Source organism: Paenibacillus barengoltzii G22 (genome assembly GCF_000403375.2).
Taxonomy (GTDB): Bacteria; Bacillota; Bacilli; order Paenibacillales; family Paenibacillaceae; genus Fontibacillus; species Fontibacillus barengoltzii.
In genome coordinates, this window is the sequence record NZ_KE159652.1 from 1,510,627 (window position 1) to 1,531,907 (window position 21,281).

The 21,281-nt window shown below is 46.5% G+C and carries 23 protein-coding genes and 1 pseudogene; 20 read left to right on the plus strand and 4 right to left on the minus strand.

What is annotated here, in order from left to right:
* Positions 1 to 416: 416 nt before the first annotated feature.
* Complete coding sequence (locus tag C812_RS07065) at positions 417 to 1,982, plus strand: carbohydrate-binding protein (protein WP_016311978.1); 1,566 nt, start codon at positions 417 to 419, stop codon at positions 1,980 to 1,982.
* 28 nt (positions 1,983 to 2,010) lie between these two features.
* Here C812_RS07065 and C812_RS07070 read toward each other — a convergent pair whose 3' ends face one another.
* Complete coding sequence (locus C812_RS07070) at positions 2,011 to 2,514, minus strand: GNAT family N-acetyltransferase (RefSeq protein WP_016311979.1); 504 nt, start codon at positions 2,512 to 2,514, stop codon at positions 2,011 to 2,013.
* Positions 2,515 to 2,604: 90 nt separating this feature from the next.
* Positions 2,605 to 2,823, minus strand: a complete 219-nt coding sequence (locus C812_RS21790; RefSeq protein WP_084770606.1) for a helix-turn-helix domain-containing protein — start codon at positions 2,821 to 2,823, stop codon at positions 2,605 to 2,607.
* Between the two features lie 142 nt (positions 2,824 to 2,965).
* On the opposite strand from C812_RS21790, the gene C812_RS07075 reads away from it, so the two are divergent.
* The 12 genes from C812_RS07075 (at position 2,966) to C812_RS07125 (ending at position 13,133) form a co-directional block, all read left to right on the plus strand.
* On the plus strand, positions 2,966 to 3,241 hold the full coding sequence (locus tag C812_RS07075; protein ID WP_016311980.1) for a DUF6809 family protein: 276 nt from the start codon (positions 2,966 to 2,968) through the stop codon (positions 3,239 to 3,241).
* Positions 3,242 to 3,477: 236 nt separating this feature from the next.
* Positions 3,478 to 4,275 (plus strand): DUF6414 family protein, encoded by a 798-nt coding sequence (locus C812_RS07080; protein ID WP_016311981.1) that lies wholly within the window; start codon positions 3,478 to 3,480, stop codon positions 4,273 to 4,275.
* The gene (locus C812_RS07085; protein ID WP_016311982.1) at positions 4,268 to 5,416 is read left to right on the plus strand and encodes an AAA family ATPase; all 1,149 of its coding nucleotides are present in this window, start codon (positions 4,268 to 4,270) and stop codon (positions 5,414 to 5,416) included. The genes C812_RS07080 and C812_RS07085 overlap by 8 nt, the downstream gene beginning before the upstream one ends.
* A gap of 289 nt (positions 5,417 to 5,705) precedes the next feature.
* Positions 5,706 to 5,891, plus strand: coding sequence for a TetR/AcrR family transcriptional regulator (locus tag C812_RS23065; protein WP_425270075.1), 186 nt, complete (start codon positions 5,706 to 5,708; stop codon positions 5,889 to 5,891).
* Positions 5,864 to 6,205, plus strand: coding sequence for a TetR family transcriptional regulator C-terminal domain-containing protein (locus C812_RS07090; protein WP_051134901.1), 342 nt, complete (start codon positions 5,864 to 5,866; stop codon positions 6,203 to 6,205). Before C812_RS23065 ends, C812_RS07090 begins: the two co-directional genes overlap by 28 nt.
* Positions 6,206 to 6,460: 255 nt before the next feature.
* On the plus strand, positions 6,461 to 7,165 hold the full coding sequence (locus C812_RS07095) for an SDR family oxidoreductase (RefSeq protein ID WP_016311984.1): 705 nt from the start codon (positions 6,461 to 6,463) through the stop codon (positions 7,163 to 7,165).
* Between the two features lie 162 nt (positions 7,166 to 7,327).
* Complete coding sequence (locus C812_RS07100; RefSeq protein ID WP_016311985.1) at positions 7,328 to 8,080, plus strand: sugar phosphate isomerase/epimerase family protein; 753 nt, start codon at positions 7,328 to 7,330, stop codon at positions 8,078 to 8,080.
* A gap of 177 nt (positions 8,081 to 8,257) precedes the next feature.
* Complete coding sequence (locus C812_RS07105; RefSeq protein ID WP_016311986.1) at positions 8,258 to 9,124, plus strand: helix-turn-helix transcriptional regulator; 867 nt, start codon at positions 8,258 to 8,260, stop codon at positions 9,122 to 9,124.
* A gap of 162 nt (positions 9,125 to 9,286) precedes the next feature.
* Positions 9,287 to 10,360: a Gfo/Idh/MocA family protein gene (locus tag C812_RS07110; RefSeq protein WP_016311987.1), complete on the plus strand. Its 1,074-nt coding sequence runs from the start codon at positions 9,287 to 9,289 to the stop codon at positions 10,358 to 10,360.
* Between the two features lie 18 nt (positions 10,361 to 10,378).
* Positions 10,379 to 11,089, plus strand: a complete 711-nt coding sequence (locus tag C812_RS07115; protein ID WP_016311988.1) for a ThuA domain-containing protein — start codon at positions 10,379 to 10,381, stop codon at positions 11,087 to 11,089.
* A 24-nt stretch (positions 11,090 to 11,113) separates the two neighbouring features.
* A complete protein-coding gene (locus C812_RS07120) occupies positions 11,114 to 12,082 on the plus strand; it encodes a sugar phosphate isomerase/epimerase family protein (protein ID WP_016311989.1) in 969 nt (322 codons plus the stop codon).
* A gap of 13 nt (positions 12,083 to 12,095) precedes the next feature.
* Positions 12,096 to 13,133 carry a Gfo/Idh/MocA family protein gene (locus C812_RS07125; protein WP_016311990.1) on the plus strand — a complete coding sequence of 346 codons (1,038 nt, stop codon included), beginning with the start codon at positions 12,096 to 12,098 and terminating at the stop codon, positions 13,131 to 13,133.
* Positions 13,134 to 13,164: 31 nt separating this feature from the next.
* Here C812_RS07125 and C812_RS07130 read toward each other — a convergent pair whose 3' ends face one another.
* Entirely contained in the window at positions 13,165 to 14,331 is a 1,167-nt protein-coding gene (locus tag C812_RS07130; RefSeq protein WP_016311991.1) for an epoxide hydrolase family protein, read from the minus strand.
* Between the two features lie 107 nt (positions 14,332 to 14,438).
* Here C812_RS07130 and C812_RS07135 point away from each other — a divergent pair, with 107 nt between their 5' ends.
* Positions 14,439 to 15,293 carry a helix-turn-helix domain-containing protein gene (locus tag C812_RS07135; protein WP_016311992.1) on the plus strand — a complete coding sequence of 285 codons (855 nt, stop codon included), beginning with the start codon at positions 14,439 to 14,441 and terminating at the stop codon, positions 15,291 to 15,293.
* A gap of 32 nt (positions 15,294 to 15,325) precedes the next feature.
* The gene (locus C812_RS07140; RefSeq protein WP_016311993.1) at positions 15,326 to 15,742 is read left to right on the plus strand and encodes a hypothetical protein; all 417 of its coding nucleotides are present in this window, start codon (positions 15,326 to 15,328) and stop codon (positions 15,740 to 15,742) included.
* A 20-nt stretch (positions 15,743 to 15,762) separates the two neighbouring features.
* Here the strand turns inward: C812_RS07140 and C812_RS07145 are convergent.
* A pseudogene (locus C812_RS07145) lies at positions 15,763 to 16,020 on the minus strand (YdeI/OmpD-associated family protein); the annotation flags it as partial.
* Between the two features lie 119 nt (positions 16,021 to 16,139).
* On the opposite strand from C812_RS07145, the gene C812_RS07150 reads away from it, so the two are divergent.
* From C812_RS07150 to C812_RS07170, 5 genes are all read left to right on the plus strand, one after another.
* A complete protein-coding gene (locus C812_RS07150; protein WP_016311995.1) occupies positions 16,140 to 16,349 on the plus strand; it encodes a hypothetical protein in 210 nt (69 codons plus the stop codon).
* Between the two features lie 146 nt (positions 16,350 to 16,495).
* The gene (locus tag C812_RS07155; protein ID WP_016311996.1) at positions 16,496 to 18,151 is read left to right on the plus strand and encodes an extracellular solute-binding protein; all 1,656 of its coding nucleotides are present in this window, start codon (positions 16,496 to 16,498) and stop codon (positions 18,149 to 18,151) included.
* 61 nt (positions 18,152 to 18,212) lie between these two features.
* Complete coding sequence (locus C812_RS07160; protein WP_016311997.1) at positions 18,213 to 19,136, plus strand: ABC transporter permease; 924 nt, start codon at positions 18,213 to 18,215, stop codon at positions 19,134 to 19,136.
* Positions 19,117 to 20,028, plus strand: coding sequence for a carbohydrate ABC transporter permease (locus tag C812_RS07165; protein ID WP_425270067.1), 912 nt, complete (start codon positions 19,117 to 19,119; stop codon positions 20,026 to 20,028). The genes C812_RS07160 and C812_RS07165 overlap by 20 nt, the downstream gene beginning before the upstream one ends.
* Positions 20,029 to 20,072: 44 nt before the next feature.
* A complete protein-coding gene (locus tag C812_RS07170; RefSeq protein ID WP_016311999.1) occupies positions 20,073 to 21,203 on the plus strand; it encodes a glycoside hydrolase family 88 protein in 1,131 nt (376 codons plus the stop codon).
* Positions 21,204 to 21,281: the final 78 nt, after the last annotated feature.

Here is a 21,281-nt window from a genome sequence, read left to right on the forward strand (position 1 = left end):
TTAAGCCAACCGCTGTAGGATCGTTCGGTTCCTCCTTTCCCGCCGCTACAAAACAAAAAACCCCGCAATCTTCAACGGAAGATTACGGGGTTGTTCCTGATAGGGAGGATCAGGAAAGCAGCGCCCTCAAATTGTGGGATCAACTTTCATCCTTAAGTCAGTAAGATATGGCAAATTAAGGATGTGACTTCATTTTATATCAGGGGTGCCAAGCTGTCAAACGCTAGATTATCTCTCTTGAATTCCTCGATTTCGCAGCAATCCTCAAAACTTCAAGTCTCTAATTTCTCATAATCTATAAAAATTATCTAAAATCTAGCAGGTAAAATGGATGATTATGTAAAATAAGATATCTATTGCAATCTCACACTTCATGGGACTTGAGAGATTGACGATTCAAGCGAAGGAGGAAAATTATGGTTCAGGTCAGTTTATTAAGGAGGACAAAGATTTGGTTGCTCGCCTTGATACTTGTGGTGCCGCTGTTTTCAACCTTAGCGTATGCTGCAGCCAAGCCAGTTGGAGCAGCAGGAGAACGAATACTTGTTGGATATTGGCATAACTTCGATAACGGATCTGTGAATATCCGGCTGCGGGATGTTTCACCGGATTTTGATGTCATTCAGGTTGCGTTCGCAGAGCCCGTCGGGGGACCTGCTAGCGGGAATATGGCATTTACGCCGTATAACGCTTCCATCAACGACTTCAAGGCGGATATCCGTGAGTTGCAAGGCAAAGGCAAGAAGGTTCTCATTTCCGTGGGCGGCGCTAATGGGACCGTGGATCTGTCCAGTGAGCAAGCCCGGCAGACTTTTGTTCAGACGATGAAGAGCATTATCGATACTTACGGTTTTGACGGGTTGGACATTGATCTCGAAGGCAGCTCTTTGTCCTTAAACGGGGGAGATACGGATTTTCGAAATCCGACGACTCCGAGAATCGTAAATTTGATTTCCGGCGTACGTGAAATTTTGAACAGCTACGGTTCGGACTTCATGTTGACGATGGCGCCGGAAACGGCTTACGTTCAAGGCGGTTATGTAGCCTACGGCGGGCCATGGGGTGCATATCTGCCGGTGATTTACGCTTTTCGGGATCAACTGGATTATCTCCACGTGCAGCATTATAACTCCGGTCCGATGACCGCGTTAGACGGCCGATCCTACGTTCAAGGTACCGCTGACTTCCAAGTGGCGATGGCTGAAATGCTATTGCAAGGGTTTAATGTCGGCGGTAATGCGAACTACAAGTTCCCAGCCCTACGTCCGGAGCAACTGCTCATCGGCCTTCCGGCGACGCAAGCGGCAGCGGGAGGAGGATACACGACACCAGCCAACGTACACAAAGCATTGGATTATCTGATTAAAGGTCAATCGTTTGGCGGAAGCTATACATTACGTCAGCCGCAAGGTTATCCCAGCTTCAAAGGCCTGATGACCTGGTCCATCAACTGGGACAAGGCGGCGAATTTTGAATTTTCTCGGTCTCATCGTGCATATTTAGACAATTTAGGGACGAACCCAGGTCCTGGCCCAGATCCGAATCCAACTCCTGACACAACGCCGCCAACTGCCCCGAGTCAGCTTCGGGTAACTGCAGTTACGTCAAACAGTATCACGCTGGAATGGTCCGCTTCCAATGATAATGTGGGGGTTGTTGGTTATACCATCTCCTACGGCTCTGGAAGTGTAAATGCGACGAATACCACGGCAACCATTAGCGGTTTGTCACCGAACACGACGTATACATTTACCGTCACAGCCAAAGATGCTGCCGGCAATGTCTCCTCAGGAGCTACAGTTCAAGGGACAACGGCGTCGTCAGGTTCTCCAGGTGATGCCCAACCTTGGCAACCTTATGTATCCTTCAATATTAACGACGAGGTATCTTACAACGGAAACATCTATATTTGCCTACAAGCCCATACCTCTCTTCCGGGCTGGGAGCCTGAGAATGTACCTGCCTTGTGGAAGTTGAAATAAGGGAGCAAACGAAAACCCACGTCTTGGATTAAGGCGTGGGTTTCGTTTTTGGAGCAAGATCCAGTTTCATTGTCCAGGAGGTTCCGGAGATCCCGAAGTAGGTAAAACCTAATTTCTGATAGAGTTCCACGGCTGGAGTATTGGTGGGATCTACACTTAGGGACAGTGAATGGTATCCATCAAGCGCTGCTTGCTTGATGATTTCATTCATTAAAAGCCGCCCGATTCCCATTCCCCGAAAATCCGGATGTATAGCAATTCCCAGCTCCGGCGTTTCGTTATCGACGTAACCAAACCCTGGATTCGTTTCCTCGAACAGTCTATACCATACCGCCCCGGCATGTTGATCGTCCTTCACGGCGACAAAAGCCCGGTCTCCTGATCGTCCCCAACCTTCGTGATATTTCTTCAGATGCGGCGCATTTAATAGCTCAGCCTTTGGCGGTTTCCCTTGTGGGATATGAATTGATTCATAATGCATATCCGTGAAGAAATCAAACTCATGGGGTTGCAGCGGTCTAATTGTGATCATGGGCTCACCTCGAGGACATTTGTTAATAACCTATAAATTTACTATGCCAGTAAGTAAGTGAACTTTGTTTTAGTGCTAATTAGTACTAAGTTACTTGTCATAAGAACGCTTAGTAATGTTGGTTTGACCCAAAATGTAATCGACACTAACGTTGTAGAAGTTGGCTAATTTAATCAAAACGGAGCTTGGAACATCCAAGTTTCCGTTTTCGTAACGAGAATAGGTTGCCTGTGAAATGTTTAAAAGTTGAGCTATTTGTTGTTGTGTTAAATCTCTATCTATTCTTAAATCCCTGATTCGCTTATACATTCATATATCACCCATGCTAAGTTTACTCTATGCGAAAAATGCATATTGAGATTTATGCATTTTTCGCATAAAATCAATTCATATCCCAAATATTTCAAGGGATTTTGAATATAGTAACGGAGCACTTGAAAGGGAGAGAGGTATGAAGAGTATTGTAGAAGATATATTCTACGGCAACCTGAGACCTGAAGAACGATTGGTTCCTACAGATCCCGACTATCGTCCACTTAATAAAAAGATTTCAAATTTAATGCAGGAAGCTAAAGAAAGTTTTTCGGATAGAGACTTTGCCAAATTAGAGCAAATCTTAGATTTAAGTGGTGAATCTAATTCAATGGTAATAAGGGAGGCTTTTGTCCAGGGCTTTAGGATGGGGGCGTTGGTTATGGTAGAGGTGTTTTGTGGGGGGAAGGAGTAAATAAGTGAAAATTTAGAGAGAAGGTTAGGTTAGAATTAGTACAGAGCATGTTGTATGCATGTTTATTCAGTTAGGTCACTTGACTTCCACAGTATTGTCAACAGAGAGATTTACTTTATTTTCGAGCAATATATATTTTATTCTACATAATATTCCATTTTATAGTAGTATATGAATATAGGTAAATTATACTATTTAATTTGTAAGAGGACTCATGGGTATGGAGGTTAGAGTTAATGATAAAAAATAAAGGTATTAACAAGATAATATATTTTGACAAAGAAACGATAAGAAATATTCTTCAAGAGCAATATAAAGGTTCAAAAACAACTAAGCTAGATTCTGTATCCTCAACGGGAATCGAAACTAGTGCTGAGGTAGAGGCGAAAGTTAAATTGAGTGTACCTTTTTGGGATAGATTATCTTTTTTATTTTCAGGAAGAATTAACGCATCATTTATGTTTAAAAGAGATTCTTCTACAACAATTACATCGACTGAGATTTCTGAATTTGAACAACTAAAATTGCACTTTACAGAAATTAAGGACACGCTAATTTTCGACATTGAAAACTCATCAACTTTTTTTAGGGTTGCTGGAGGATATTTACGAATTATTAAAGGAGGTGTGGAAGGTGTAGATATAAATGAGTTTAAGTCTGTAATGGACGATTATGATGGGTATGATACATATAAAGTTGATGATCAGCGGTATGTTCGATTTAATAATTCTGCCTTCGTTAGTAACTATAAACGGAATGATTTGTTGGCCACAAGAATGACATTATATTGTATTGATGTTGGAAAATTTGATAAAGAGAAATTTGACTTCTTAAAACAAATAAGTAAAATGGAAAATTTTATTACTGGGGTCAGTCATCATAAATCTCTTGCTGATGCATACCCACCAACTATATCAACCGACGATGATATTAAAAATGGTGATTCTATAAGTAAAGGGAACAGTGCCAATAAAGTTCAATTATTCGATGTAGTATATGCATGTATTACAACGGGAGGTATCCAAGGTGGATAAAAGAACATACAAAATAATAATCGGTTCACAGTCTTTTTTCGATGATCAAATTAAAGAGTTCAAAGAAGGGGCGGAATACTTTCTGGAATTAGTTAGGATTTTTGATGAAATAAAGAAAAGAGATTATCAACTAGACCAATTTAAAGCTTCATCCATGATATTAAAAAATAATAATTATCATGGAATTGTGGAATCTGCCCACGATAGATTAGGCTCATTAATTGAAGAACTGACAACAGATGATGCAACTATATATATTCATAATCCTCCAAGAGTGTTAGAAACATATCTTGAAGATTTATGCAACCGTGAAATAGTTGATTTGACCCGGATTAGTGAGAAATATGCTATAACCAGACAACCAGAGCATTTTTCAGAAAATATGGGTTCTATCGCGCAGAGCATTATTGGACAGAATAATGCAATTTACGAAATAAGTAAAAGTATGTGGTATTTAACAACTGTAAATAGAAAAAAGCCTTATGTAATCATGTTATATGGTAAAAGTAGTTTAGGGAAGACGGAACTAGTTAGGGAAATATCAAAAAAATTCTTTGATGGAAAATATATGGAAAAGCACTTGTCGATGTTTAAAAATGAGGCTTATTCTTATTATTTTTTTGGTGACCGACCGAATCGAAGAAGTTTAGGATTCGACCTTATGGAAAGAGAATCAAATCTTATATTTCTTGACGAACTTGATAAATGCCCAGAGTACTTCTATTCAGCCTTTTACACTTTGTTTGATAATACTGTTTTTAGTGACGCGACGTATGATGTTGATATTTCAGGCTTATTGATAATACTGACATCTAATTTTTCTAGTATAAATGAGATCAAAGAGAGTTTAGGTCTACCGATTTTTTATAGAATTGATAAATTTATCGAATTTAGTGACTTTTCTGAAGAAACAATATACGAGTTAACGATGAAGGAGATAGATTCAATTGCTAACGAGTGTGAAGGGCTTATCGATAAACTCGAAGTATATAGTAGGGTTAGTAAAATCATCCAAACAACTGGTGAAAATGCTCGAACTATCAAGAGTAAAGTATTAAGCGTTATCGAGGAACTACTTTTTCAGGAAATTACAGATATAAGATTACCGGTACAAGAAAATACAAAGACGCTAGTTAAGTAAAACAAATATTGAAATACAATTAATATCCAGGGACAAGTCTCTTAGATGCAGAGCTGGATTGTATGGATGTGGTGTTGCAATAACTTCCTCAGGAGGTATGTGAACACGAAAGTGATGCTGAATTACTGTGTATCTAAAAAAATGTTTTTTAGGTCAGTGTTTTATACCTTCGCCACAAAAGAAGTGAATATTGAAACAGTTCTATCATCATTGCTATGGGTTATGAATACTAGGTATAGAAAGATTTGGTTTTAGGCAATGCCATAAGCATAATTCTTTACTAACCTCCATTCAGGATTTGGTCGATCGGACAGGGGTCCACAGAGGAAGCTTGTACGATACATTTGGCGATAAAAATCAATTGTTCCTCAACTGTTTGGATCGATTCCAGGCAGTGACCAAAAATCGAGCCTTTGGATCCTTGAAGAGGATGGAAAAGCTAAGGAATTGTTACAACGTTATCTCGATAGTTTGATAGATACGGCTTTAAACAATGAAACAGGACGTCGTGGATGTTTTATTGCTAACACCGCCATGGAACTAGGGGCTGTGGATTTGGAGATTTCCCGACGGTTCGAAGTTTTTACGTCAGACATGGAAATAGCTTTTTATAGATTTTTGATGCGAGCTCAAGAGTTAGGCAAATTAAAGGCTGGACGGGATATCCGTGAGACCGCAAGGTTCCTGGTGGCTACGCGGCACGGGTTGTATGTGCTTGCTAAAACCGCTACGAATCGTAAAATTTTGGAGGACACCGCGAAAGTTGCAGTATCCGCTGTTTTTGATTGATACATTCAGGGAGTTTGGCTGCTGAAGAAGGGGAGCAAAAAAATTCTTGACTGATCGTTCTCAAATCATGTATGATGACTTTGCAGGCGGAACTTCCTACACATTAACGAGAACGATCGTTCTAGATATAAGAGTTGACTTTGCAGGGGGGAGGGCAACTTTGAAAGAAGTTATTTTTTTGATAATAAAAGAATGTTCGTTCTAAATAAGATTCCAGAAAAAACACATTCAAAACTATAAAAGGAGCTGCTAACAATGGAAATTTCAAAACAAGTTGCGTTGGTTACTGGTGCGAATCGCGGGCTGGGTTACCACCTTGCAAGCGAACTTCTCGCAAGAGGGGCTAAGGTTTATGCCGGAGCGAGAGATCCCAAAGCGATTCAATTGCCGGGGGCCATTCCCGTACAAGTGGATATTACAGATCCTCAATCGGTTGCGAAGGCGGCAGAATCCATTCCCGATCTGACTTTGTTGGTAAACAATGCGGGAACACTTACAGGAGCTTCTTTGCTGGACGGCGATATGGAACAGATTCGCTTGGATATGGAAACTCACTACTTCGGGACGCTGTCGATGATCCGTGCGTTTGCCCCGATTCTTGAGAAAAATGGAGGCGGGACGATTCTGAATATCCTCTCTGTCCTATCCTGGGTAACTGTAGGCAACACGGGATATCCTGCAGCGAAATCGGCGGAATGGAATATGACCAATACGCTTCGCACGGTCTTGGCACCTAAGAATATTCGGCTTTCCGGACTTCATGTGGCGTTTATGGACACAGATATGACCGCCAATGTAAAAGCTCCTAAAGCAAGTCCCGCGGATATTGCGAAGATTGCCATCGATGGGATTGAGGCAGACAAATACGAAATTGTCGCCGATGACTTTAGCCGTAAAGTGCAACAGGACTTTGCTGGCGGCATTCAAGCATTGTATCCTCAGTTGTTCCAAACAAATTAATAGAAAGAAGTTCATGATCTACCGGCTGCAACAAGATATTCTTGTTGTGGCTTTTTATTATATCGCTAATGAAAGCGCATTATTCAGGAGCTTTTCGGAAGAAAGCGGGAAGAATGTGGGAGGTGATTTCGCTATAATGGACTCGTGAAAGGAGGAGGTTCGATGAAACCCCAAATTGCCTTGCAATTATGGAGTATTCAGGATGCATGCAAAGACGACTTTTATGAGGCGCTCAAAAAAGTAAAAGAAAGTGGTTATGACGGCGTTGAATTTGCCGGTTATCATGGGAAAAGTGCCGCTGAAGTCAAAGGGTACTTAGAGGAACTGGGATTAAAGGTCGCGGCTTCGCATCTTTCTTTTGAGGCTTTGGAACGGGATTTCGAGGGGACGTTGGCCTTCGAGAAGGAGATTGGCAATTCTCGGCTTGTGATTCCTTATGCCAGCTTCCAGACCTTGGAAGATTGGCACGCTTTCATTGGCAAGATGGAGGAGGTTGCAACAAAGGCTGCGGCTGAAGGCTTCGAGTTCTATTACCATAATCATGCCAATGAACTCACGGAGATCCCCGGCGTAGACATTCTGGCTGAAATGGTGCAACGTACGAAGCACATTGATCTGGAAGTAGATCTATACTGGCTGGCAGATGCTGGTGTGGACGCATTTTCTTGGCTAGAGACGCATAAGGATCGGATTGGTCTTTTTCATATGAAAGATATGCAGGATTCTCCTCGGGAAAGCACGGAAATTGGCTCCGGCGTCCTGCCGATGAAGGAATACGTCCAGATCGCCAAGCAGATCAATATTCCATGGTTAATTGTGGAGCAAGAGGAGTTTCAGAACTATCCGCCATTAGAGGCTATAGCGATTGATTGCCAGCGTCTTCGGGCGATGGTGGATGAGGTTCATTCAGCATAGAAGGAATTATAGCAACCCACCCAAAGCTTATTGCAGAGGGTGGTTTTTTCATGGACTTTTCTAATCATAAGTGTAAAAACTAAAGGTAAATCCCCTCTCGGGTTGTCCGGACAAGTGATGCCCCTTATAATCAAACTGAACACGACAAAATCCAACGTACAGGGAGTCATCAGGTTTATGAGCGAGTACTTGGAAATCCCGGAGTTTCAGGATTCCCTCTTGTTTCGAACGTTCCAAAATGACGGAATGACGATTGTCTATCCGCATTGGCATAAAGAAATTGAAATCATCTATTCCCGAAAAGGCAAGGTGAACATCGGCGTTCGGGAAGAGATCGTTCAACTGGAGGAAGGGGAAATCTTCATTTTTCCTAGCGGGGAGGCCCATTATTTCTTGGCTTCACCTGAGAGTGAACGGTATGTCTATCAGTTTAATTTGAAGCTGTTTGATGAGCGAATCCTGCGGATATCGGAGGACTCCTTATTAAATCTCTTCGAGACTGGCGAGCCGCATAGCCGCAACTGGCCGCAGGAGCTAACCCAGCGAGCGACGGAATTATTGATTCATTTATATGAAGTCGACCAGACGAAACCGATGGGCATGAATTATTTGACCTTAGGGTATCTGTATCAATTAATCGGCGAGTTCTATTTGCACTTGCCAAGACGCCAAACCTCAAACTTGCCCAGCAAGCGATCCACTATTCAACATAAAGAAACGTTGGATTTGCTGAATCAAGTCTTTGAGTATGTAGAAAATCGCTATCGGGAAGTGATTACCTTAGAAGATGTGGCGAAATTCGTAGGCTTTAGCCCGTACTATTTCACTAGATTTTTTAAGGCGAATACAGGGCAGACGTTTATGCAGTTCCTGACGGAGTATCGGATCAATCAAGCGAAGTTTATTTTGGCCAATGAAAATATCCCAATGGCGGAAGTCGCCGACAAAGCCGGCTTTGCCAGTGTCAAAACGTTCCATCATGTGTTTAAAGATGAGGTGGGACAATCGCCGCTGCAATATCGCAAAAATCTAATAGAGTCTTAAAAGATCAAAGGCTTTTACGAGTTTATTCTCGCTAGAAGCCTTTGTTGTTTTTTGAAATGAAGAGCAATATTCGGGAGTATCATGCGAGGAAATTGGGAAGAAAGCGATTATCAAATTGGCTATAATGAATTCGACAATAGAAACGCTTTCAGGAGGGATAAGATGAAACTTAAAGTTGGTATTATCGGATGCGGCGGGATTGCAAACGGCAAGCATATGCCAGCACTTTCCGAGGTCAAAGAAGTAGAAATGGTAGCCTTCTGCGATATTGTCGTAGAACGTGCGGAGGAAGCGAAGAAGAAATTTGGTACTGCGGATGCGCAGGTTTTTGATAACTATGAAACGATGTTAGCGAACACGGATTTGGATGTCGTTCACGTATGTACGCCGAACTCCTCGCATGCGGTAATTTCGATTGCAGCGATGGAAGCCGGTTGCCATGTAATGTGTGAGAAACCGATGGCGAAGACAGCGGAAGAAGCTAGAAGCATGATCGAAGCGTCGAAACGTACCGGCAAAAAATTAACGATCGGTTATCAGAACCGGTTCCGGACGGATTCAAGATATCTGCATCAAGTATGTGAAGAGGGCGGATTGGGTGAAATTTACTTTGCCAAAGCTCATGCGATTCGTCGTCGCGCGGTACCTACTTGGGGCGTATTCCTGGATGAGGAAGCGCAAGGCGGAGGTCCGTTGATCGACATCGGCACCCATGCGCTGGACTTAACTCTCTGGATGATGAACAACTACAAACCGAAGTACGTGGTGGGGAAAACGTATCATAAATTGTCCCAAACGAAAAATGCTGCGAATGCATGGGGACCTTGGGATCCGGAAAAATTCACTGTAGAAGACTCTGCATTTGGTTTTGTTGTGATGGAGAACGGCGCGACGATCTTCCTGGAATCCAGCTGGGCGCTGAATAGCCTGGACGTAAAGGAAGCCAAAACGACGCTGTGCGGAACGAAAGCGGGCGCCGATATGAACAACGGCCTGACCATCAACGGGGAAGACCACAGCTTGTTGTATGAGAAGAAGATCGAGCTGCAAACCGGCGGCGTAGCCTTCTACGACGGAGCAGGGGAAAGACCGGAAGTGCTTGAAGCCCAATCCTGGATTCAGGCAATCCTTAATGATACCGAGCCAGTCGTGAAACCGGAAGAAGCTTTGGTCGTTACGGAAATCCTTGAGGCGATCTACAAATCCTCGAAGACCGGCGAGCCGGTTTACCTCTAAAATCAAGGAGCGATATCCATGATTCAAGTCACCGTATGGAACGAGTTTCGGCATGAGAAGACTAATCAAGTCGTTCAAGAAGTATATCCGGAAGGGATTCACGGGCAAATTGCCAAGTTTCTCCGTGAGGATCAATTTAAAGTGAAGACGGCAACGTTGGACGAACCAGAGCACGGCCTGACGGAAGAAGTGCTAGAAGATACGGACGTCCTGATCTGGTGGGGGCATATGGCCCATGATGAAGTCCAGGATGAAATCGTGGAACGCGTGCATAAACGGGTGCTGGAAGGCATGGGGCTGGTTGTACTGCATTCGGGGCATTTTTCAAAAATCTTCAAAAGACTGATGGGAACCTCTTGTGACCTGAAATGGCGTGAAGACGGGAAACATAGCCGCATTTGGAACGTGAACCCGAGCCACCCGATTGCTGAAGGCATCGGCGATTTTATCGAATTGGAGAAGGAAGAGATGTACGGGGAGCATTTTGATATTCCGGCACCGGATGAGTTGATTTTTGTCAGCTGGTTCCCGGGAGGCGAAGTGTTCCGCAGCGGCTGTACGTTCCGGCGGGGGAACGGGAAGATCTTCTATTTCCAACCGGGCCATGAAACGTATCCAAGCTACTATAACGAAAAAGTGCAGAAGGTCATTAAGAACGGGATCCGCTGGTGCGCCCCAACCCAGAACCTGTACCCTGTCTACGGACACTATGAAGCACGCGAAAAATAAGGTAAACCAGTAGGAGTGAGAGCAATGAAACTCGGTGTATTTACACCTTTGTTTAATCATTTAAGCTTTGAAGAAATGATTGAAGAAGTAGCCAAAAAAGGATTGCAGACGGTTGAAATCGGAACCGGCGGCTATCCTGGCAACGCTCATTTAGATATCGACAAATTGCTGGCAAGCAGCGATGAGCGTAAAGAATATCTTGCCAAATTAGCGGACAAAGGCCTCGAAATCTCTGCGCTCAGCTGTCACAACAATCCGATCTCCCCGATCCCGGAAGTGGCTGCCGAAGCAGACACTTTGCTGCGCAAAACGATTAAGCTGGCCAGCCTATTGAACGTTCCGGTCGTCAACGGCTTCTCCGGCGTATCGGGCGGTAAACCTGGGGATACCCAAGTGAACTGGCCGGTCTTGCCTTGGCCAACCGAATACGACGATAACTACAATTACCAATGGGAACAGAAGCTGATTCCTTATTGGAAGGAGATCAACGCAGAAGCGGAAGCGGCTGGCGTGAAAATCGGGATCGAGCTCCATGGCGGCTTCCTGGCTCATACGCCATACACCATGCTGAAATTGCGTGAAGCGACCGGTAAAGCGATCGGTTGTAATCTGGATCCAAGCCATTTGTGGTGGCAAGGGATTGATCCCGTTGCTGCGGTGAAGATCCTTGGCGAAGCTGGCGCCATCCACCACTTCCATGCGAAGGATACGTATCTGGATCAAGATAACATCAACATGTACGGGTTAACGGACATGCAGCCTTATGGCAATGTGAAGACACGGGCTTGGACGTTCCGTTCGGTGGGCTGCGGTCATGACTTGAAGGTATGGTCGGATATCATCTCCGCTTTGCGCGTATATGGTTACGATTATGTGCTCAGCATCGAGCATGAAGACCCAATTATGTCAGTGGATGAAGGCCTCACACGTGCCATTACCAACTTGAAATCCATCATGATCCATGAGCAGCCTTCTGCCATGTGGTGGGCGTAAAGGAGCAAGCAAGATGTCGAAGATCAATTTTGCCGTCATCGGCTATGGCGGGATGGGCTCTTATCATGCCCACAGCCTCATTCCGGCAGAAAGCTCTCGCTTTCATGTCGTGGGAACCTACGATATTTCCGGAGAAAGACAGCAAATCTCCAAGGGCAAAGGCCTGCATATTTATGGCAGCCTGGAGGAAGTATTAACTGATAACAACATCGAAGCGGTCTTAATCGCGACTCCCAATGATTCGCACAAGGAAATCGCGATCCGCTCGATGCGGGCTGGCAAGCATGTCGTTTGCGAAAAGCCGGTAGCAATGAATACCGAAGAGCTGGATGAGATTTTGGCGGTGGCGGAAGAGACGGGCCAGGTCTTTATGGTTCACCAAAATCGGCGGTGGGACCCGGACTTCCTCATCATTCGCCAGTTGTATCAGAACCGAACGATTGGGGAGATTTTTCAAATCGAATCCCGCGTTCAAGGGGCGAACGGCATTCCAGGCGACTGGCGTCATTTGAAGAAGCATGGCGGCGGGATGCTCCTGGACTGGGGCGTTCATCTGTTGGACCAACTGCTGTGGCTGGTCGACAGCCCGGTTCAAAGCGTATTTTCGGATTTAAGCTACATCTTAGGGGATGAAGTTGATGACGGATTCATCTGCTACATTACCTTTGAGAATGGTGTCAAGGCGTTGGTTGAAGTCGGCACCACCAACTATACCAAGCTTCCGCGTTGGTATGTGAAGGGCCTTGAAGGGACAGCGAAGATTAACGATTGGGATCTGTCCGGCGAGATCATCGCAGCTACCGGCCGTGAGGATGTGGCAGCTCCAACCCCAATCCAAGCGGGCGTAGGACTCACGAAGACGATGGCGCCTCCTTCGGAGGAAGCTACGGAGAAATTGGATTTCCCTGAGCCTAAAGCGGATTTCGTGCCGTTCTATCAGAACTTCTATGAAGTTGTACGCGAAGGCGCTGAGCCCATCGTGAAGAACGCTGAGGTTCGCAAGGTGATGAAGCTGATGGATGATATTTTACAATCCAATCATAAAAAATAATGCTACAGCAAAAGGCTAACCGCAGAGGCGGTTAGCCTTTTGCTGTTTGATGGGACGCTCGAAATGATCGGAAGAACTCCCAAAGGTCTTTGGCCATCAGCTCCGGCTCCTCCATGGCGGTAAAATGACCGCCGCGGGGGAGGGTTGTCCAACGCGTGATATTTAGGTTTTGTTTAGCCCATGCCTTAGGCGGAGGCAAAATGTCCTTTTTAAACAACGCGAGAGCAGTTGGAACCTCGATGTATCCGAGAGGCGGAAGGGTATGCGCATTTTCATAATACATATGGGCTGAGGAGCCGGCCGTGTTCGTTACCCAATAAATCATAATATGGGTGAGCAACTCGTCTTTGGTGTATTTTTGATCAAGATCCCCGTTGCAATCACTCCAGGCGCGCAGCTTCTCCAAAATCCAACTGGCCAATCCAACAGGTGAATCGGAAAGCCCATAAGCTAAGGTTTGGGGGCGAGTAGATTGAATGGACATATAGCCCCCTTCTTGAGCGACCCAAGCCAAAGCAGCTTGTTGATATTCCCGTTCTTCAGCTGAGAGGTCCTCTCCTGAGGCGTTCATGAGCGCCCGAATGATCCCGATGTCCGTGAGATGGATACCGTATAACAGCTCTGGATGATTTGCGGCCAGATACCGCGTTACCCCAGAGCCGATGTCCCCACCGGCGGCAGCGAATTTCTTATAACCCAGCTCTTCCGTCATCAGCTTGGCCCAAAGTTCTGCAACCTGGGCGTTGTTCATGCCCGGATGCGAAGGACGGCTAGAGAACCCAAACCCGGGAATGGATGGGACAATCACATCAAAAGCATCCTCCGCACGGCCCCCGTAACTTGCCGGATCGGTTAGGAGCGGGATGATTTTTTCATAACGAAGGAAGCTGTCGGGCCATCCATGAGTCAGAATCAATGGCAGGGGATTAGGGCCTTTCCCGCGTTCATACACAAAGTGGATATCGATCCCGTCGATACGGCTGCGGAAATGATAGAAGCGGTTTAATCTAGCTTCTTGGGCTCGCCAATCAAATTGATCTCTCCAATAAGTAGCTAGCGATTGCAAATACTTTAGTTCGGTTCCTCGTTCCCAATCGGTATGTTCGGGCTGATCGGGCCAGCGGATATGCTGAAGTCTATGGTTCAGATCGTCCAAAACTTCTTCGGGAACATGAATACGATACGGCATAGGTGCCATTTCGTTTCCCTCCTTCTCTTGCTATATCGCTCATTATATCCCTCGGGTAGATATGATACACTGACATAAATGAAGGATCTGACTATACGATTTGATAGGTGAAGCCCATGCCGCTGCTAGACCGCTATAAGAACCGCATTGTCAACATTGAGTTTGTTCCGATGGAGGAGGTCACTCGGCTGCCTTATCCTGAGCGCCGTTCCCTGGTCTTGATTACCTCTGGAAGCCTTCAAGCCACCCTGAACGATCACCCGATTGCCATCACGGCTCCAGCAATTCTCTGTTTGGTTGAAAGCGATGATTGGAAGATTACCAAGATGCAAGGGATAGCTGCCCAATCGTTTCATTTTCACCCTGAATTTTTGAAGAGCGTTAGGGTGGCTGAAACGGAGGACCTATTTCCGTCAGCACCAAGTATCCAAACCGGGCGATCGTTTTTTCAACGCGTGGAACCGTATCCGATCATTCCCCGAATGACGAGTCAAGCTTATCCGCATATCTTTGAATGGTTTTTTGTCCTGGGGATGGAAGTGATGGCACAGAGCGATGAACGCTGGGCTTGTCGGATTAAGAAGTATCTGATTCAAATTCTGGGCTTGTTAGAGGAGTTGAATCAAATTCGGGAGCCTTCCCCGGTGGATCAAGTGCTAGAGTTCATTCATGCCAACTATTCCCGCAAAATCACCTTAGGGGATCTCACTCAAGCTGCGCACTTGAACCGGGTCAGCTTAAACAAGTTGTTCCAAGCAAGATGTGGTTCAACCGCGATGGGTTACTTGCTCTCGTATCGTTTGAAAGTCGCCTGCGAACTTCTAACCCATACCGATATGAATCTGAACGACATTGCACGTGCGACGGGGTTTGAATACGATACCTATTTCATTAGACAGTTTACGTCCAAGAAGGGGATATCCCCGACAACGTACCGGAACACTTCTCGTCATTTTTCGAATGCGCAATAATAGTATAAGTCGTTTTAGTAGGGGAGGTTAAGATGAGGAAATTACATCTTGTTGGCTTCTTTTTATTCATGTCCTTGATATTATCGGCATGCAGCTATTCCGCTGAACCCCAAGAACCTCAAGCCCAGGATAAACGAGCTCAAATTGTTGAAGTTACCGTGGATTTGCCGCATAACGAAGGCTGGTGGGTTGTTCGCGACGGTATGAAGTCGATGACCCTTCAGGTGAAAGCCTTAAATACCGAAACCGTATTGTTTTGGGTTGTTCCTACAGGGACGGAAACGTGGGGAGAACGGCAACTCCTCGGTTATGACCTCGATGGAAGCGATGGATGGTCATTCACGTGGAACTTTGGCAGCCGTAGCATGCACGACCGTATCGTAGTTCAAGCCTTAGGCAGTGATCACACATCCCAAGCTCAAGAGATGGTTCTGGTTACCACAGAGTGATTACTGCGCGATTGAAGTATCTAAACCTCCAGCAATCGTCCGCCATCATGCCATTGGCCGTACATTTGATTTGCTTTCGTGCAGGCGATAAATTTATCCAGCCTGCGCTGAAAAAGTTCCGGCTGTTGGAGGACGCTCTGGATCGTATCGATCCGAACTCGTTGATAGAGCGCCGGGAAGTTCTTGAAATTCTCGTAGACTTGCGGATCTTCTCGCAGCCGTTGTTCGATCTGTTTATCAATTTGAAAAGCCTCGGGAGCCATATTGGGAAGAACCTGCTGATAATCCGCCATTCCCATAAGTTTCGGGTAGTACCTATCAAAATAGTGCGTACGACTGCATATTTTGTGCACAGTTTATCCTATCCTTACTTTGATGTAAAGGAGAGAAAACAAAGGTGGAGATTAATTTGACTCGACCGCTGGAGGATATTGAAACGGTGATTGGATTGTTGAAAGCGGATGTGGGGGAAACCCTGCTAGGTGTTACTTACTTGGTATCTCCCGAACAGCTGATCGAAATCAGCGCTGTCGCTCATCTGAATTCAAACGGAGCAAGCAAGCGAATGAGCTCACTGAACTACTGTTCGGCGGGCTTTTTTACATAGATCATCAACCTCATTGCATAAATCATCAATCCGCCTCAAATGAAATCAACATGCCATTGGAGGTTTTGCCCATAGGCTGCTCTTCGAATCGTTCGTATGCTGAGGATGGGTTCACTCCCATCACAAATCATGGAGGGGAAAGGTATATGAAGACAAAATCCTTAGCCCGCTGGGTCTCCACTGGCCTAGCTATCGGCTTGCTTGGCACCATGCTGCTGGCATGCTCAAACGGGGGGCAGACGAACAGCGCGAAATCGAATGAAGGGGGAGCAGATAACGGCGGCAACAATTCAGTCACCGAAACTGCGACAACGTATCCGATCCAAACCGATAAGAAGCTAACGTATTGGGGGGATTTGACCGGGAACCTGATCGGGATCGTGAATTCCCATAACGATGTCCCGTTCTTCCAGAAGTGGCAAGAGAAAACGGGGGTTTCGCTCGAATTTACCGCACCGCCGGCAGGTCAAGCCCGCGAGGCGTTGAACGTCATGCTGGCCTCGGGCGATTTGCCGGATATGATCGAATACAACTTTATGAGTTTTCCAGGTGGACCGGAGAAAGCAATCAGTGACGGGTATATTTTGCGCCTGAATGATCTGATCGACAAGTACGCGCCTAATCTGAAGAAGTATTTAGCGGAGCATCCCGAGATCGATAAGATGGTGAAAACCGACAGCGGCAGCTACTACGTCTTCCCGTTTATTCGGGGCGATGAGTACCTGCAGGTCTTCCAAGGCCCGATGATCCGCAAGGATTGGCTGGATGAACTGGGCCTGCCGGTGCCGGAAACGATCGACGAATGGACGACCACGCTTCGTGCGTTTAAAGAGAAGAAGGGGGCTGCCGCTCCGCTCTCGCTGGTCAGCAAGCCGCGCTTCTTTAATGAATCCTACAACGGGGCGTTTCTAGGTGCCTACGGGGTAACGCAAGGCTTTTACCAGGAGGACGGCAAAGTCAAATTTGGCCCTGCAGAGCCCGGATTTAAAGAGTATTTAAGATTGTTCCAGTCTTGGTATAAAGAAGGATTACTCGATAAAAATATCGCGACGGTGGATGGGAAAGCGCTCGACAGCAACCTGGCCTCCGGCGCCACGGGGGCAACGATTGGCAACGCCGGCGGCGGGATGGGGAAATGGCAGCCGCTGATTGAAGCCAACGATCCGAAAGCTGTGCTTGTGGCAGCCCCATATCCGGTGCTGAACAAAGGCGAGAAGCCTAAATTCGGACAGCGCAACCAACCGTACTCCTCTGAAGGCACCGTCGCCATCACGACAACGGCCAAGGATCCGGAGTTGGCGGTGCGGATGCTGGATTACGGCTACAGCGAGGAAGGCCATATGTTCTTTAACTTTGGCGAAGAAGGCGTCAGCTATGAAATGGTGGATGGATATCCGAAATACACCGACTTGCTCATGAATAATCCAGAGAAGCTCGCACCTGCGCAAGCGATCTCGTTACATGCCCGCGGCAGCTACAACGGACCGTTTGTCCAAGACAAACGGTATGCGGAGCAATTCTTCGCCTTGCAAACCCAGCGGGATGCGATTGAAATCTGGAAGAACACCGATGTCGCGAAATACCAATTGCCGCCGATTACGCCAACGCCGGAGGAAAGCTCGGAATACGCTACGATTATGAACGACATCAACACGCTGGTGGATGAGATGACGATCAAGATCATTTTAGGGGAAGAATCCGTAGACCAATTTGAAAGTTATGTAGAAAAAATGAAGTCGCTTCGCCTGGACCGTGCAATCGAGATCCAAACTGCAGCGCTGGAGCGTTACAACAACCGATAAGAAGCATGCGGGAGGGCGGATCTGCCCTCCCGACTTGAAATGAGGTGAACCCCTAAAGCCCATGAATAAACCCGTGTCCTTCAAACGCCGGTTCATCCGGGATTTTCGGTTAAACAAATACTTGTATCTCATGATGATTCCCGTCATCGCCTACTACGTGATTTTTCATTATGGTCCGATGTATGGCGCGATTATCGCCTTTAAGGATTTTACCCCGGTGAAGGGGATCTTGGGGAGCGACTGGGTAGGTCTAAAGCATTTTGAAGAGTTCTTCGGAAGCTACTATTTCTTGCGAGTGCTTAAAAATACCATTCTCATCAGTTTATATACGTTAATCTTCGAGTTTCCCGCACCGATTATCCTAGCCTTATTGATCAATGAAGTGCGCCGCCGCTACTTCAAACGGGTCGTGCAGACCATTACGTACATGCCGTATTTTATCTCTTTAGTTGTCATCTGCGGGATAATTACGGACTTTACGAATGCGGACGGACTGATCAACCGGCTGTTCATGCTGTTTGGGTACGATGGTCATGCGATGCTGCAGAAGCCAGAGCTGTTCCGGCCGATCTACGTACTGTCGGAAATCTGGCAACGGATCGGTTGGGAATCGATTATCTATATTGCCGCGTTGATGAGCATCGATCTTGAGCAGTACGAAGCCGCGCGAATTGACGGGGCGAGCCGGCTGAAGCAAATGTTCTACATCACCTTGCCCGGTTTGGTGCCTGTCATCACTATCATGTTTATTTTGCGGATTGGGAACTTGTTGAATGTAGGTTTTGAAAAAATCATTTTGCTCTACAATCCGATTACCTACGAAACGGCGGATGTTATTTCCACATTTGTGTACCGCAAAGGGCTATTGGAATTTGGCTGGAGCTACAGCTCGGCCGTGGGATTATTTAACTCGGTGATCAATCTCGCGCTGCTCATCTCCGCGAACTACATCAGCCGCAAAGTGAATGAAAACAGCTTATGGTGAGGTGGAAGCGATGAAGACGGAAAGCGGTTGGATGGATCGATTATTTAATGTAGTGAATTATACGCTGCTCATTTTGCTCGTAATCGCGACTTTGTATCCGTTGGTCTATGTTCTGTTAGCTTCCCTGAGTGATCCAGCACGCCTGTTGGCCTATAAAGGGTTCCTCTGGAAACCGATCGGTTTTAGTCTGGAAGCTTATCGGGCTGTGCTCGCCAACCCAGGTATCGGGATCGGGTTTCGCAATACGTTGTTTATCGTCGTGTTTGGGGTGACCGTGAATATTTTTATGACCGCCCTGGGCGCTTACGTCTTGTCCCGCAAAAACGTGATGTGGAACAAAGTCTTTATGTTCATCATCGTGTTCACTATGTTCTTCGGCGGCGGCTTAATTCCGATGTACCTGATCGTCAAGGGCGTAGGTCTGTTAGACTCGTTATGGTCCACGATCATCCCGTTTGCTGTCAGCACGTTTAATTTGATTATTATGCGGACGTCATTTATGGGCATCCCGGACAGTTTAGAGGAGTCGGCCAAGATCGATGGAGCGAACCATTTTACGATTTTGTTCCGAATCATCATCCCCCTCTCAATGCCCGTGATTGCTGTAATGATCTTGTATTATGCTGTAGATAAATGGAACGGTTGGTTCTACGCCTCGGTATTCATTCGAAGCCGGGAGCTGTTCCCTTTGCAGCTCGTACTCCGTGAAATCCTGATCTCGAACTCGACGGACAGTATGTCGATTGGTGCCTCCGCTGGAGATCGGTTCCAGATCGGGGAGACGATTAAATATGCCACGATCATTGTGGCTACGTTTCCGATCATGTGCGTGTATCCTTTTTTACAACGATATTTCGTGAAAGGTGTTATGGTCGGATCCTTGAAGGGGTAATGGATGAAGGGGATATCCACGAGTACAGGTAGAGGAGGAGAAGCATGACAACGACCTTAAATACGATCGGTCAGGAGATCTGGCCGCGGTTGGAGTCCAAGGTGTCGCAGATGAGGGATTCCTTGGGGACCAAGGCTCCGCATGTTGCAGGACAAAACGGGATTTATGATGATACGAAGCTGGACTGGTGGACCTCCGGATTCTGGCCGGGAATGCTTTGGCTGATGTACGACATGACAGGAGATGAAGGTTGGCGGGAGGCAGCCTGGTCTTGGGATGAGCGGTTGTTTGCGCTGTTCCAGCAGGAGAATGCTTTTGATCATGATGTTGGGTTTCATTTTTTGCCGACGGCGGTTTTTAAGTATAAACTGACCGGCGACAAAGACGCCTTGCGGCGAGGCTTGTTCGCGGCAAACTTCCTGGCTGGCCGTTTCAACCCAAAGGGCGGCTATCTTAGGGCCTGGAACGGCATCGAAAAGACCGGCTGGTCAATCATCGATACGATGATGAACATCTCACTGCTCTTCTGGGCTTCTGAGGAAAGCGGTGACCCGCGGTTTGCGCATATCGCCAAAGCTCATGCAGATATGGTTGTGAAGCAATTCGTACGGGCGGACGGGTCGACCCATCACATCGTGGTGTTTGATCCTGAAACAGGTCAACGTGTGGGGGCATTAGGCGGGCAAGGTGCGGCTCCTGACTCGGCTTGGAGCCGGGGGAACGCCTGGGCGCTTTACGGCTTGACGAATACGTACCGTCATACGAATGATGCCGTGTACTTAAGTGCAGCCCAGCGGGTGGCGAATTTCTTTATCGCCAGCTTGCCTGAGGACAATGTTCCTCCGTGGGACTTCCGGGCCGTGCGGGAAGACGGAGAGGAAGAAATTCCTCGGGACACCTCGGCCGGAGCGATCGCTGCCTCCGGATTGCTGGAGCTTGCCGACCAGCTGGATGAACCCACTGGCCGACCGTACCGCTCTGCGGCTGAGCGGATCTTAAGCTCCCTCGCGGCGAATTATGCTACTTGGGACGAGCCGAAGCATGAGGCGATCTTGCTTCAAGGCACAGGTCATAAGCCAGCGAATCAGAACGTGAACGTGTCGCTGATCTATGGGGATTATTACTTCGTTGAAGCTTTGGCGAAGCTCCAAGGTTGGAAACGGCGAATTTTCTAAGAACTTGAACTCGATTATAATCAGCCCGAAGGACGACTAAGTCCCTCGGGCTATTGGCATTGGATAGGTTGCAGGACG

What these genes read in the sequence shown, in the direction of transcription:
- C812_RS07165 (WP_425270067.1), top strand. Translation starts at nt 19,117, where the DNA reads ATGAAAACAGCTTATGGTGAGGTGGAAGCGATGAAGACGGAAAGCGGT.
- C812_RS07170 (WP_016311999.1), top strand. Translation starts at nt 20,073, where the DNA reads ATGACAACGACCTTAAATACGATCGGTCAGGAGATCTGGCCGCGGTTG.
- C812_RS07135 (WP_016311992.1), top strand. Translation starts at nt 14,439, where the DNA reads ATGCCGCTGCTAGACCGCTATAAGAACCGCATTGTCAACATTGAGTTT.
- C812_RS07155 (WP_016311996.1), top strand. Translation starts at nt 16,496, where the DNA reads ATGAAGACAAAATCCTTAGCCCGCTGGGTCTCCACTGGCCTAGCTATC.
- C812_RS07160 (WP_016311997.1), top strand. Translation starts at nt 18,213, where the DNA reads ATGAATAAACCCGTGTCCTTCAAACGCCGGTTCATCCGGGATTTTCGG.
- C812_RS07110 (WP_016311987.1), top strand. Translation starts at nt 9,287, where the DNA reads ATGAAACTTAAAGTTGGTATTATCGGATGCGGCGGGATTGCAAACGGC.
- C812_RS07115 (WP_016311988.1), top strand. Translation starts at nt 10,379, where the DNA reads ATGATTCAAGTCACCGTATGGAACGAGTTTCGGCATGAGAAGACTAAT.
- C812_RS07100 (WP_016311985.1), top strand. Translation starts at nt 7,328, where the DNA reads ATGAAACCCCAAATTGCCTTGCAATTATGGAGTATTCAGGATGCATGC.
- C812_RS07095 (WP_016311984.1), top strand. Translation starts at nt 6,461, where the DNA reads ATGGAAATTTCAAAACAAGTTGCGTTGGTTACTGGTGCGAATCGCGGG.
- C812_RS07130 (WP_016311991.1), bottom strand. Translation starts at nt 14,331, where the DNA reads ATGGCACCTATGCCGTATCGTATTCATGTTCCCGAAGAAGTTTTGGAC.
- C812_RS07075 (WP_016311980.1), top strand. Translation starts at nt 2,966, where the DNA reads ATGAAGAGTATTGTAGAAGATATATTCTACGGCAACCTGAGACCTGAA.
- C812_RS07120 (WP_016311989.1), top strand. Translation starts at nt 11,114, where the DNA reads ATGAAACTCGGTGTATTTACACCTTTGTTTAATCATTTAAGCTTTGAA.
- C812_RS07140 (WP_016311993.1), top strand. Translation starts at nt 15,326, where the DNA reads ATGAGGAAATTACATCTTGTTGGCTTCTTTTTATTCATGTCCTTGATA.
- C812_RS07080 (WP_016311981.1), top strand. Translation starts at nt 3,478, where the DNA reads ATGATAAAAAATAAAGGTATTAACAAGATAATATATTTTGACAAAGAA.
- C812_RS07065 (WP_016311978.1), top strand. Translation starts at nt 417, where the DNA reads ATGGTTCAGGTCAGTTTATTAAGGAGGACAAAGATTTGGTTGCTCGCC.
- C812_RS21790 (WP_084770606.1), bottom strand. Translation starts at nt 2,823, where the DNA reads ATGTATAAGCGAATCAGGGATTTAAGAATAGATAGAGATTTAACACAA.
- C812_RS07070 (WP_016311979.1), bottom strand. Translation starts at nt 2,514, where the DNA reads ATGATCACAATTAGACCGCTGCAACCCCATGAGTTTGATTTCTTCACG.
- C812_RS07125 (WP_016311990.1), top strand. Translation starts at nt 12,096, where the DNA reads ATGTCGAAGATCAATTTTGCCGTCATCGGCTATGGCGGGATGGGCTCT.
- C812_RS07105 (WP_016311986.1), top strand. Translation starts at nt 8,258, where the DNA reads ATGAGCGAGTACTTGGAAATCCCGGAGTTTCAGGATTCCCTCTTGTTT.